Annotated in this window: 9 protein-coding genes; all 9 read left to right on the top strand. The window is 46.4% G+C overall.

Annotated features, from left to right (window positions below; genetic code table 11):
- Nucleotides 1-253: 253 nt before the first annotated feature.
- The 9 genes from OH463_RS20650 to purF all read left to right on the top strand — a co-directional run bounded on the left by OH463_RS20650 (nt 254) and on the right by purF (nt 13,533).
- Nucleotides 254-1,387, top strand: a complete 1,134-nt coding sequence (locus OH463_RS20650; RefSeq protein ID WP_269992467.1) for a 4-phosphoerythronate dehydrogenase — start codon at nt 254-256, stop codon at nt 1,385-1,387.
- Nucleotides 1,384-2,397, top strand: a complete 1,014-nt coding sequence (locus OH463_RS20645) for an aspartate-semialdehyde dehydrogenase (protein WP_005448028.1) — start codon at nt 1,384-1,386, stop codon at nt 2,395-2,397. Before OH463_RS20650 ends, OH463_RS20645 begins: the two co-directional genes overlap by 4 nt.
- Before the next feature lie 199 nt (nt 2,398-2,596).
- On the top strand, nt 2,597-7,504 hold the full coding sequence (locus OH463_RS20640) for a FimV/HubP family polar landmark protein (protein ID WP_269992465.1): 4,908 nt from the start codon (nt 2,597-2,599) through the stop codon (nt 7,502-7,504).
- Nucleotides 7,505-7,591: 87 nt separating this feature from the next.
- Entirely contained in the window at nt 7,592-8,386 is a 795-nt protein-coding gene (gene truA, locus OH463_RS20635) for a tRNA pseudouridine(38-40) synthase TruA (RefSeq protein WP_005452100.1), read from the top strand.
- Nucleotides 8,387-8,582: 196 nt separating this feature from the next.
- The gene (gene accD, locus OH463_RS20630; RefSeq protein ID WP_005452095.1) at nt 8,583-9,509 is read left to right on the top strand and encodes an acetyl-CoA carboxylase, carboxyltransferase subunit beta; all 927 of its coding nucleotides are present in this window, start codon (nt 8,583-8,585) and stop codon (nt 9,507-9,509) included.
- 46 nt (nt 9,510-9,555) lie between these two features.
- On the top strand, nt 9,556-10,818 hold the full coding sequence (gene folC, locus OH463_RS20625) for a bifunctional tetrahydrofolate synthase/dihydrofolate synthase (protein WP_050908530.1): 1,263 nt from the start codon (nt 9,556-9,558) through the stop codon (nt 10,816-10,818).
- Between the two features lie 14 nt (nt 10,819-10,832).
- Nucleotides 10,833-11,429, top strand: a complete 597-nt coding sequence (locus OH463_RS20620; RefSeq protein ID WP_005452093.1) for an SPOR domain-containing protein — start codon at nt 10,833-10,835, stop codon at nt 11,427-11,429.
- A 61-nt stretch (nt 11,430-11,490) separates the two neighbouring features.
- Nucleotides 11,491-11,982, top strand: coding sequence for a CvpA family protein (locus tag OH463_RS20615; RefSeq protein WP_005432921.1), 492 nt, complete (start codon nt 11,491-11,493; stop codon nt 11,980-11,982).
- 36 nt (nt 11,983-12,018) lie between these two features.
- Nucleotides 12,019-13,533 (top strand): amidophosphoribosyltransferase, encoded by a 1,515-nt coding sequence (purF, locus tag OH463_RS20610; protein ID WP_009698549.1) that lies wholly within the window; start codon nt 12,019-12,021, stop codon nt 13,531-13,533.
- Nucleotides 13,534-13,601: the final 68 nt, after the last annotated feature.

The raw sequence follows: 13,601 nt of genomic DNA, 5'->3' as shown, positions 1-13,601 counted from the left end.
ACCAGTTTCCAGAGCTTGATCAGTCAAACTGATCGAACAGACGCAGACTCTATCCCAAGGAGAGCGGGATAGGATCCTTTTGTTCTGGAACTTTGCCCGGCTAATTTAGCCGGGCTTTTTCTTTTCTGAAACCTGTTTAGGAAAGTCACTTGGGTATAGTTGTTGAGATTTTTCAAGAAAAGGGCACAATCGCTTTAGCTTCGCATCTTGCGAATAAACGAACTCATACAAATGGATGTTAAACGCTGGCGCTATGAAAATTATTGTTGATGAAAATATGCCGTACGCTGAAGAGCTATTCAGCCAACTCGGTGAAGTGATTCTAAAACCTGGTCGTACACTAACCGCCGATGATTTAATCGATGTCGACGCGCTAATGATTCGCTCAGTTACCAAAGTAAACGCAGAACTGATCAGCAAAGCAAACAAGCTGAAGTTCGTTGGTACAGCAACGGCAGGTATGGATCATGTTGATCAAGCGCTATTGCAAGAGAAAGGTATTTTCTTCACCGCAGCACCTGGTTGTAACAAAGTTGGTGTTGCTGAGTACGCGTTCAGCGTCATGATGGTGCTAGCACAACAACAAGGCTTCTCAGTTTTCGATAAAACCGTTGGTATTATTGGCGCGGGTCAAGTCGGTAGCTACCTTGAAAAATGTTTGAAAGGCATGGGCATAAACGTGCTCATCAATGATCCATTTAAACAAGAAGAGGGTGATTCTCGCAGCTTCACTCCGCTAGCCGAGCTGATCGAACGTTCTGACATCATTACGCTGCATACGCCTATCACTAAAGATGGTCCACATCCAACGCATCACCTGATTGATGAGGTAGTGCTAAATGGTCTTCGTAGCGATCAAATTCTTATCAATGCCGCGCGCGGTCCGGTCGTTGACAACCAAGCGCTAAAGCAACGTTTACTGAGAAACGACGGCTTTACAGCGGCACTCGATGTGTTTGAGTTTGAACCAGAGGTTGATATGGAGCTTCTGCCTCTGCTAGCATTCGCAACCCCTCATGTTGCAGGCTATGGTCTGGAAGGGAAAGCTCGCGGTACAACAATGATTTTCAACAGCTACTGTGAGTTCTTAAATAACGAATTACGTGCGCATGCCAGCGATTTACTGCCAACCGCGCCTGTTCCTACTATGGTATTGGACAGAGCATGGGATGAAGCAACGCTGCACAACATCACGCAGTTAATCTATGATGTGCGTAAAGATGACGTTCTTTTCCGCCGCGAAATCAGTAAGCCAGGCTCTTTTGACCTGATGCGTAAAAACTACTGGGATCGCCGCGAGTACAGCGCTGTCACGCTAATGGGTAACGAAACATGCAATCTTGCACCATTAGCAGAACTAGGTTTTCAGGTTGAGGTAAGTCAATGAGCCAGCAATACAATGTTGCCGTATTAGGTGCGACCGGTGCGGTCGGTGAAACAATTTTGGAAGTGCTTCAAGAGCGCAAATTCCCGGTAGGTGAAATCTTCCTACTTGCGAGTGAGCGTAGTGAAGGCAAGACTTACCGCTTCAATGGTAAAACGGTACGTGTTCAAAACGTAGAAGAATTCGATTGGTCTCAAGCGCACATCGCACTGTTTTCTGCTGGTGGCGAACTGTCAGCAAAATGGGCACCAATTGCCGCTGATGAAGGCGTTATCGTTATCGATAACACGTCGAACTTCCGTTACGAATATGACATTCCTTTGGTTGTGCCAGAAGTAAACCCAGAAGCGATTGCAGAATTTCGTAACCGCAATATCATTGCAAACCCGAACTGTTCAACCATCCAAATGCTGGTGGCACTAAAACCAATTCATGATGCAGTGGGCATTGAACGTATTAACGTTTCAACTTACCAATCTGTATCGGGTGCAGGTAAAGCAGGTATTGATGAGCTAGCAGGTCAAACAGCGAAGCTACTAAATGGTCTACCTGCTGACAAGAAGCAATTCTCTCAACAGATCGCGTTTAACTGTATTCCACAAATCGACCAGATGATGGAAAACGGCTACACCAAAGAAGAAATGAAAATGGTGTGGGAAACGCAAAAGATCTTTAACGACCCATCAATCACAGTAAACCCAACTTGTGTACGCGTACCTGTATTCTATGGTCACGCAGAAGCGGTTCATATTGAGACTCGCTCACCAATCGATGCACAAGAAGTGATTAACTTACTTGAGCAAACAGATGGTATTGAAGTATTCCACGGTGAAGACTTCCCAACACAAGTTCGTGATGCGGGCGGCAAAGACCATGTAATGGTTGGTCGTATTCGTAACGATATCAGCCATCACAGTGGCGTGAACCTATGGGTTGTTGCCGATAATGTTCGTAAAGGCGCAGCAACCAACGCAGTTCAAATTGCAGAAGTTCTGATTCGCGATTACTACTAAGTCGACCACGTTAAGAACCTTAAAGCCTCGCACTATGCGAGGCTTTTTTGTTCGAATAGCGTAAAATTGTGTGAGATTAGTACGAATATGGTGAGAGCCACACATTTTTTACCCTCAAAGCTATAGTTTTGAGGGCTATATCCGATATATTTAACCGATCACTATTTCAAATTGTTACTAGCACCAAACTGAGCCTTCTATGCGTCAAAATTATAAGCGTTTGTTAGCAGCCCTTGTGCTGATGAGCGCGACTCAGACATCGTCATTGGTTCAAGCCGAAGGTATTCGTCTTGTAGGACCCTCTGGTGAAGTGCAAGCGTCTCCGAGCTTTGCTGAGGAGATTGAACGAGCGTTGCCCGCTCCACCTAAAAATGACCAACCGTCGCGCTTCTTTGGCCCGACAGGTCAAAATGAGACTTTATGGTCGATCGCTTCTCAATTGCGACCTTCTCGAAATGTTTCCGTACAACAAACGCTGCTCGCCATCTATAGAATCAACCCTCAAGCGTTTGATAAACAGAATATCCACGAACTGATTCCTGGTAGTCGATTACGTGTCCCTTCTCTGGAGCAAGTGCAAAGCGCAACAACTGCGCAAGCTGTTGCCATTATGAAAGCGCATGAAGCTCGACTCACTCAGCCAAAAGCAACGCCTACTCAACCTGTAAAACCGAAAGTTGAGCCGCCAAAACCAGTGGTTGAAACCGCAAAGCCTGATCCAAAACCAGAGGCTGCGAAACCAGAAGCTCCGAAACCAGAGCTGGTAAAAGTGGTAAAACCTGAGACGCCAGTGCCTGCAGTGACCACCTCACCAGAAGGCGAGAAGCAAGTCAGTGCGCTGAAAGACAAGCTGCAAGGCTCGCAAAGTGAATTGGAGTCTTTGGAAGAGAAGAATCATCGCCTGCGTTTGATGCTTTCTGAAGTACAAAGCGAAGTTGAAACGCTGAAAACATCGTTGAATGACGAAGAGCGTATTCGCTCAGAAGTTGAAAAATTGTTAGCTGAAGAGCGTCAGCGTGTTGCCGAGCAACAGCGTATGCAGCCAAGTACGATGGATAAAATTCTATCGAATGGCTGGCTTGTTGGTCTTGCTGCGTTGATTCCGGGTGCGTTAATCGCCTTGTTAGTCGTGATGATGCTTGGTCGTCGCTCGAAAGCGAAAGAGGAAGAAGCGGCTGCGCAAGAGCAGCAAAGTACAGATCCTCTTGCTGCGCCAATTGGTTTAGCAGCTGCAGATGAATTAGACGAAGAGCTGAGCCTTGATGACGACTTGTTCGGAGATGATGACGAAGCTGAAAACCTATTCGAACAAGAAGAACAGCAAACTGAAGAAGAGGATGTCTTCGGGAACCTTGATGATGACGAGCTTGACTTCAATCTTGAAGGTGATGATGGCGAGGACCCATTTGCTGGCATCGGTGACGATGGCGATTTAGACGTTGGCTTTGATGAATTTGATTCCTCTAGCAATGGCATCAAGGTTAATGGCGAAGAAAAAGCCCTGGGTCTTGAAGAAATGGAGCGCGCCTTGGATGAGGTGGCACCTGAACTTGAAGTGCTAGATGACGATGATGCTGGCTTCGATCTTTCTGACGAAGATGGTTCTGATGCCATGTCTGATGATGCTTTTGCTGAATTACTCGCAGCTGATGAACCGGCAGAAGAGCTGCAAACAGATGGCGTAGACCAAGCAATGTTGGACGACTTGTTTGCTGACCTAGATGGTGATGATCTCAATCTGGACGTTGAAGAAGATAAGCCAGCTGTAACAGAGAACGCATTTTCAGCTGGTGAAGCAACGGACGATGACATCGATAAACTGCTAGCACAATACGAGCAACCAACATCAAGCGAATCAGATGATGATGTATTTGATGAACTTGAGGCGCTTTCCGGTCTAACAGAAAACGACTCAAGTGAAGATGACGCATCGGCGCTTCTTGATGAGTTGATCGGCGAAGATGATGGTGAGTCCCTTAACGAGCTTGACCCTCTTGAAGAGCTAGAGGATATCGCGGGCTTGAGCGAAGAGCCTGCGATCGACGAAGACAGTACCGATTTACTCGATGAGTTGATTGGCTTTGATGATGAGGACTCATCCGACGATGACTTTGATCCGCTTGATGAGCTAGAAAAGCTATCAGGTTTCGAGAATGACGATGCTCTGGCAGACATTGATGAAAATAGCGTTGATTTGTTGGACGAGCTGTTAGATGACGATAACGAAGAATCGCACAGTGAACCGAACAGTGAAATTGACCCATTTGATGATCTAATTCGTGAAGATGACGAACCAGAGAACATTCAAGATGATGAAGACCTGCTTGCCTCGCTTGGTTTTGATGATTTAGAGCCTGTAGAAGAGGAAGCGTTAACTTCGACTCCTCAACCTACTGCTGGCGTCGAATCAACATTAGATTTAGAAGATGAAAAAGCGGCACTTGGATTAGATTCCGGTTTGGATATTGATGCGCTGCTTAATGACAACCAACCAGAGGCTGAAAGTCAGCCTCAGACTGAGCCTCTCAGTACAGAAGCTGAAGCCGAGCAGTCTGAATCCGATGTTAATTTCAACAGCAATGATTTCTTTGGTGACCTAGAAGATGCTTCACCAAAGCATGACCCGTTAATGACGGAGCTGGATGATCTCTTCGATACCGACAGCGAAGCTCTAAAACCTGCAGAGCAAGAAGGTGCGGACTTTGCTGCAGAGCTTGACGCATTGATTGGCGGTGAAACGGAATTTGCGGATGAGGCGGAGCTTGAATCCGAGCCAGAAACATCAGTTGAAGAACTAGCAGTGATGGAAGAATCTGTTGAGCAGCTTGATACAGCAGAGCTTCAATCAGACAACGTGCCACAAGTGAACCAAGCTGAAAGTGAATCTATTGCAACTTCTGATATTGAAGAAGAGCCTGCTTTCACTCCGACACCGAACACTGTTGAAAATGAATTTGGTATTCCTCAAGAGGAAGATTGGCTAGTTGATGATATTGAGCCAGAGGGCAAAACAGAGCAAGAGCCAGTTGCAGCTAACTCAACTGCATCTAATATCGATGAAGAAGAGTTCAACCTAGACGATTTAGAACTTCCTGAATTCAGCGAAGAAGATGCGCTAGCGTCAATGGCAGAAGAGCCAGAGTTAGCGGAATCGGAAATGGTTGAGCCTGAAGCGCCAGTTGCGGACGCAGAAGAAGAGTTCAACCTCGACGACTTAGAGCTTCCTGAATTCAGCGAAGAAGATGCGCTAGCGTCAATGGCAGAGGAGCCAGCGCTAACAGAATCGGAAACAGCCGATGTTGAAGCGCCAGTTGCGGACGCGGAAGAAGAGTTCAACTTTGATGAATTAGAGCTTCCTGAGTTCAGCGAAGAAGATGCGCTAGCATCAATGGCAGAAGAGCCTGCGCTAACAGAATCGGAAATGGCTGAGCCTGAAGCACCAGTTGCGGACGCAGAAGAAGAGTTCAACCTCGACGACTTAGAACTTCCTGAATTCAGCGAAGAAGATGCGCTAGCGTCAATGGCAGAAGAGCCAGCGCTAACAGAATCGGAAACAGCCGATCTTGAAGCGCCAGTTGCGGACGCAGAAGAAGAGTTCAACCTCGACGACTTAGAGCTTCCTGAATTCAGCGAAGAAGATGCGCTAGCGTCAACGGCAGAAGAGCCAGCGTTAGCGGAATCGGAAATGGCTGAGCCTGAAGCACCAGTTGTGGAAGCAGAAGAAGAGTTCAACTTCGACGACTTAGAGCTTCCTGAGTTCAGCGAAGAAGATGAGCTAGCGTCAATGGCAGAGGAGCCAGCGCTAACAGAATCGGAAACAGCCGATGTTGAAGCACCAGTTGCGGAAGCAGAAGAAGAGTTCAACTTTGATGAATTAGAGCTTCCTGAGTTCAGTGAAGAAGATGCGTTAGCGTCAATGGCAGAGGAGCCAGCGCTAACAGAATCGGAAACAACCGATCTTGAAGCGCCAGTTGCGGAAGCAGAAGAAGAGTTCAACTTCGACGACTTAGAGCTTCCTGAATTCAGCGAAGAAGATGCGCTAGCGTCAATGGCAGAGGAGCCAGCGCTAACAGAATCGGAAACAGCCGATCTTGAAGCGTCAGTTGCGGAAGCAGAAGAAGAGTTCAACTTTGACGACTTAGAGCTTCCTGAATTCAGCGAAGAAGATGCGCTAGCGTCAATGGCAGAGGAGCCAGCGCTAACAGAATCGGAAACAGCCGATCTTGAAGCGCCAGTTGCGGAAGCAGAAGAAGAGTTCAACTTCGACGACTTAGAGCTTCCTGAATTCAGCGAAGAAGATGCGCTAGCATCAATGGCAGAAGAACCATCAACTGCTGAATCTGACACTATTAGTCCAGAAGCATCGAATGAGCGCTTAGAAACGCCTCAGCCAGTGTTGCAAGCTGATAATGACCACGATGCTTTGTTCGAAGTCTTTGCGCAACCAGAAGCTTTCAGTGCCGATGTGGAGCCAGAAGCGAACAATGCCTTTGAGTCAGAGTTAAATGACTTCGAAGAATCAGCGATGGCGAACCTGTTATCGGAAAATGCTGAATCTGAGGTCTTTGATGGCAAGCTAGATAGTGACACGATTGCAAGCGCTGGTATGGACTTCGAGACTATGCTGGATGTTGGTGATGACTGGGACGGCTTTAAACTGTCGCCAGAAAGCACTTCATCAGCAACAGAGGTACCAGAAGATCAGCGTGAAGTATGGAGTTCGTCTGACGCGTTAGCACAGCCAGAAATCGCGCAAGAAAACTGGGGTGAGCAAGAAGACTTAACGGACTTTGATCCTAAGAAGAATCAATTCATGACGATTGATGAGTTGATGGCGCAAGTGGATAAAGACGGTGGCGAGTTTGAAGAGCAAGATCTCAAACTCGATGTGGGTCTGAACGAATTTCCTGACGTGATTGGTGATATTGGCGATGTCGATGTAGATACCAATGCAGAAGCTGCAGGTAAGCTGGATCTCGCAAAAATCTACCTTGAGATGAACGAGCCTCAAGGCGCGATTAAGTTGCTAGAAGAAGCGATTGTCTACGGAGAAGATGATATTCGCCGAGAGGCTAAAAACCTCATCGATACGATTAACGGTAGGTAACTAAAAGGGCAGCAAACGCTGCCCTTTTTGTATCTGGAAGGACTTACGTATATACTTCCCGCCCCATTTTAGAGTTCGAAGGTTAAAATGAGAATCGCATTAGGTATCGAATACAACGGTACAAACTACTTTGGCTGGCAACGTCAAAGAGAAGTGAAAAGCGTCCAAGAAGAGCTAGAAAAAGCATTGTCTGTGGTAGCGAATCACCCTGTTGAAGTTCAGTGTGCAGGTCGTACAGACGCTGGTGTGCATGGCACTGGTCAGGTTGTTCACTTTGACACCAACGTGAGTCGTAAAATGGTGGCTTGGACTATGGGTGCAAATGCAAACATGCCAAGTGATATCGCTGTCCGCTGGGCAGTGGAAGTGAACGATGACTTTCATGCTCGATTCTCTGCAACTGCGCGTCGTTATCGCTACATCATCTTCAATCATGCACTGCGTCCAGGTATTTTGAATTCTGGGGTGAGCCACTACCATGGTGAACTCGACGAGAAGAAAATGCATGAAGCAGGGCAGTATCTATTGGGTGAGAACGACTTTAGCTCATTCCGTGCTGCGCATTGCCAATCATTGAGCCCATTCCGTAACTTGATGCACCTTAACGTAACTCGTCATGGTGACTACATCGTGATTGATATCAAAGCCAATGCATTTGTTCATCATATGGTGCGCAACATCACCGGTAGCTTGATCAAAGTGGGTCGTGGTGAAGAAAAACCAGAATGGATAAAATGGCTACTAGAAGCGAAAGACCGCAAATTAGCAGGCGCGACCGCCAAAGCTGAAGGCTTATATCTGGTGGATGTGGACTACCCAGAAGAGTTTGGATTGCCACGTGTGCCGATCGGTCCGTTGTTTTTGCCAGATAATTTGAACTAAATTTGCGATTTTGTTTCAAAATATCGCTACTTTAGGCTGGATACGTGCTGAAACTGTGCGTTATTAATGATATCAAAAATAGGTACAACCAGTTTTTTATCTACAGTCGCGGCAAGATATGTTTTAATCCATCCGCAATATTCCCGAATTTATATCTTTCGCAATGAAGCGGAAGAGTTGAGAGAAAAGGTCTTCCATGAGTTGGCTTGAAAAGATTTTAGAGAAAAGCAACCTAGTAAGTTCACGTAAAGCTTCTATTCCTGAAGGCGTGTGGACCAAATGTACTTCTTGTGAGCAGGTTTTATACCACGCTGAGCTTGAGCGTAACCTAGAAGTTTGTCCTAAGTGTAACCATCACATGCGTATGAAAGCGCGCCGTCGTCTAGAAACATTCCTAGATGAAGGTAACCGTGTGGAACTTGGTACTGAGCTTGAGCCGCAAGATAAACTGAAGTTTAAAGATTCTAAACGCTACAAAGAGCGTATCTCCGCTGCACAAAAGAGTAGTGGTGAGAAAGATGCACTGATCGTAATGCAAGGTGAATTGTTGGGCATGCCACTAGTGGCGTGTGCTTTTGAGTTCTCTTTCATGGGCGGTTCAATGGGCTCTGTTGTTGGTGCGCGCTTTGTAAAAGCAGTAGAAGCAGCAATTGAAAACAACTGTGCACTTGTTTGTTTCTCAGCAAGTGGTGGTGCGCGTATGCAGGAGGCGTTGATGTCTCTAATGCAAATGGCGAAAACCAGTGCGGCACTTGAGCGTCTTTCTGAAAAAGGCTTGCCATTCATCTCTGTACTGACTGACCCAACAATGGGCGGTGTATCAGCAAGTTTGGCAATGCTAGGTGACATCAACATTGGTGAACCTAAAGCACTTATCGGCTTTGCTGGTCGCCGTGTAATTGAACAGACAGTACGTGAAGATCTTCCTGAAGGCTTCCAACGTAGCGAGTTCCTTCTTGAGCACGGTGCGATCGATATGATCGTTGACCGTCGTGAAATGCGTCAGCGTGTGGGTGGTCTAGTAGCTAAGCTAACTAACCACAAGTCTCCTATGGTGGTTTCGGTTAACGAATCTCCAAATGAAGAGCCATATTCTGTACCAGAAGCGGACGAAAAAGGGTAAAGTATCAACTAACATAAAAACCAAAGAAATTAATGGTTAAAGTTAGATGACCCAAAACTCTATTCCTCAAGCCACATCTCCTCTAACGATGTGGCTTGATTATTTAACAAATCTCCACACTTCAGCGATTGACCTTGGCTTAGACCGCGTTCAAGCGGTAGCGCAAAAGGCTAACCTTACCAAACCAGCTCCTACTGTGATTACTGTTGCCGGCACCAATGGCAAGGGCTCAACATGTGCGTTGATGGAAGCCATTCTATTAGATGCCGGTTATTCTGTCGGTGTTTACAGTTCACCACACCTGATTCGCTACAATGAGCGAGTACGTATCAATGGCGTCGATGCAGAAGATAGCAAACACTGTGAGGCGTTCGATTACATCGAAAAACAGCGCGGCGAGATAAGCCTAAGTTTGTTTGAATTTGGTACGTTAGCGGCACTTCGTATTTTCCAAGTTGAGAAAGTGGATGTGGTCCTGTTAGAAGTTGGCCTAGGTGGACGCTTGGACGCGACTAATGTGGTTGACCATGACGTGTCTGTGATCACTAGCTTGGCTATCGACCATGTTGATTGGCTGGGCGATGACATCAATGTGATTGGCTTCGAGAAAGCCGGTATTTACCGTGCGGGCAAGCCTGCAATTTGTGGTCAGCCAACACCGCCGGCGACGGTTGCTGCCCATGCTGATGATATTCAAGCTGAGTTTTTCCAAGTCGGTATTCAATTTGATTACCAGGTAACTGAGAAAGGTTGGAAGTGGAGCAGTGGCGCATTTGATTTAGAAGATCTGCCATTGCCATCTCTACCGTTACCGAATGCAGCAACAGCGTTAATGGCTCTCGGCGCGTCAGAATTGCAAATCACTGACATTAATATCGTTAATGGCTTGAATAATGCTCGCTTGGCTGGCCGAATGCAGGTTTTGCAAACGGGTCCGGAAATCGTCCTTGATGTTGCACACAACCCTCATTCAGCTGAATACTTGGTTGAGAAGGTGAAACGTCAATATGCGGATAAGAACATCCACGTTGTGGTTGCTATGCTGCACGATAAAGACATCAAAGCAACAATCGAAGCATTAACTCCAATTGCAACGCAATGGTATCCAGCATCGCTGACAGGTCCACGAGCAGCGACAGCAGATGAACTGTGCCAATACTTACCTCAAGGTCAAGTTGAGTTCCAAGCTCCAGTAGAGGCGTTTGAGAGCGCGAAGACTCACGCAGCTCACGACGATGTCATTTTGGTGGTTGGTTCCTTCCATACTGTGGGCGAGGTGTTGGAGCATTGGCAATCAAATAATGAGTAATCAAAGGTAATTTGATGGCAAGTAAATTCCAAAGTCGTTTAGTCGGCACCATCATTCTAGTAGCGGTGGGGGTCATTGTGCTCCCTGACGTCCTAGATGGTAAGAAACTGCACTACAAAGAAGAGTTTGCCAGCATTCCTATCAAACCAGAACTTGATAGCGATGTGGAAAACTTTGAAATCTTGGAACCTGAAGAAGACAACGTTTCGTTACCAGAATCTCCGGTAACTGCGACGGTGGATGAATCTGAAGTGTCTCCAGTTGACGTTTCTGTACCAAAAACAGAGCCTGCTACTCAACCTGAACACGCGAACAAGCAGCCTGAAAAGGTAGAGGTCGCTGTTCGTCCGGTTGAAGAAAAAAATCAATATGAGGATTCGGCTTGGATCATTCAATTGATGGCACTGAAAAATCATGAGAATGCAGTTGCATTGGTAGAGGATTTACAGAAGCGCGGGTATCAAGCTCATGTAAAAAAAGAGAATACCTTTACTCGAGTAATTGTTGGTCCTGATGTATCAAAAAGTAAACTTGAACGACAGGTCAAGGAATTACAAAAAATTACAGGCTCAAAAGGTCAATTGCTTAAATTTAAGCCATTAAATCCATAAGAAAACGTTTGCGTCAGCATTTTTTCTGTTAAAATGCGCGCCAACTTAAGATGAAGAAAACATGAATTGGTTAGATTTTGTCATTTTAGGTGTGATCGGATTTTCAGCTCTGATCAGTTTAGTTCGCGGTTTTGCTAAAGAAGCTTTGTCTTTGGTGATTTGGTTCGGAGCATTTTTTATCTCCAGTAACTACTACGCCAAATTGGCGGTGTACTTCACCAACATCGAAGATGAAATGTTTCGAAACGGAGCCGCAATTGCGGCGTTATTCGTCGCAACCCTAGTGGTTGGTGCAGTGGTGAATTACGTCATTGGTCAACTGGTACAAAAAACAGGGCTATCAGGAACCGATCGAATTCTCGGTGTGGTGTTTGGTGGTTTACGCGGAGTACTGATTGTTTCTGCGGTGCTGTTTTTTATGGATGCGTTTACTGCATTCCCAAGCTCGGATTGGTGGAAAGAGTCACAGTTGGTCCCTGAGTTCAGCCGTATCATCGCCCCATTCTTCGAGCATTTAAAAGCAACATCAAGTTTTCTGTCTGGCACTATCTAGTAGTGCCAGCTACTGTCGCAAATCGAGGATTAGGACATGTGTGGTATTGTTGGAATCGTGGGCACAACGCCTGTAAACCAGTCTATTTATGACGCGTTAACGGTGTTACAGCATCGTGGCCAAGATGCCGCTGGTATTTGTACCATAGAAAGCAATCGTTTTCGTCTGCGCAAGGCGAACGGTTTAGTGAAGGATGTGTTCGAAGCAAGACACATGCAACGCTTGCAAGGTGAGGTGGGTATTGGTCATGTTCGTTACCCTACTGCAGGTAGCTCAAGCGCCTCAGAAGCTCAACCTTTCTACGTAAACTCTCCTTTCGGTATTACACTTGCCCACAACGGTAACCTGACAAACGCTCATGAAGTTCGTCAGAAACTGTTTGAAAAAGACCGCCGCCATATCAACACCACTTCAGACTCAGAAGTGTTACTTAATGTACTGGCTCATGAAATTGACACCGTTAAAGGTAACGTGACTTCTGAAGACGTGTTCCGCGCGGTGACTAATGTGCATCGCACTATTCGCGGTGCATACGCAGTAACAGCGATGATCATTGGTCACGGTATGATTGCATTTCGTGACCCTCACGGCATTCGTCCTCTTTGTCTTGGCAAGCGAGAAGTAAACGGCAGAACAGAGTATATGGTGGCGTCAGAATCTGTCGCATTGGATGCTGTTGGCTTCGATTTTGTTCGCGACGTGGCGCCTGGTGAGGCAATTTACGCGACATTTGACGGTGAGCTATACACTAAGCAGTGTGCTGACAACCCTAAGCTGAACCCATGTATTTTTGAGTTCGTTTACTTTGCTCGTCCAGATTCATTCATCGATAAGATTTCAGTGTACAGTGCTCGTGTTGAAATGGGTAAGAAGCTCGGTGAGCGTATCAGCGAAGACTACGCAGATTTAGACATCGACGTGGTTATTCCTATTCCAGAAACGTCTTGCGATATCGCACTGCAAATTGCTCAAGCGATTGATAAGCCATACCGCCAAGGTTTTGTGAAAAACCGTTACGTAGGTCGTACCTTTATCATGCCGGGACAACAGCAACGTAAGAAGTCGGTACGTCGCAAGCTCAATGCGATCCGCTCCGAGTTCAAGGGCAAAAATGTCCTGCTAGTCGATGACTCTATCGTACGTGGTACGACTTCAGAGCAGATCATTGAGATGGCTCGTGATTCCGGTGCGAACAAAGTGTTTATGGTTTCTGCCGCGCCAGAAGTTCGTTTCCCGAATGTTTACGGTATCGACATGCCAAGCGCAACAGAACTGATTGCTCATGGACGCGATAACGAGACCATCTGCAAGCAAATCGGTGCGGATGCTCTGATTTATCAACGTCTCGATGATTTAGTCGAGGCAGTTGGTCTTGGTAACCAAGACATCACTACGTTTGATACATCCGTATTTAACGGTGAGTACGTGACGGGTGATATTGACCAGCAATATCTGGATTTCCTTGATGGTCTGCGCAACGATGATGCGAAAACACAGCGCGAAATCCAGCAAGACCTAGCAAACTTAGAGTTGCACAACGAAGGCGCTTAAATCGCATTTCTCAAGAGATAAAAAAACCAGAGCTTCGGCTCTGGTTTTTGTTTTCTATCGGCTTATGT

This window comes from Vibrio sp. NFR (assembly GCF_027587095.1).
GTDB classification, from domain to species: Bacteria; Pseudomonadota; Gammaproteobacteria; order Enterobacterales; family Vibrionaceae; genus Vibrio; species Vibrio harveyi.
The sequence above is the reverse complement of the archived record's forward strand: the minus strand, read 5'-3'. Positions and strand labels throughout refer to the sequence as shown.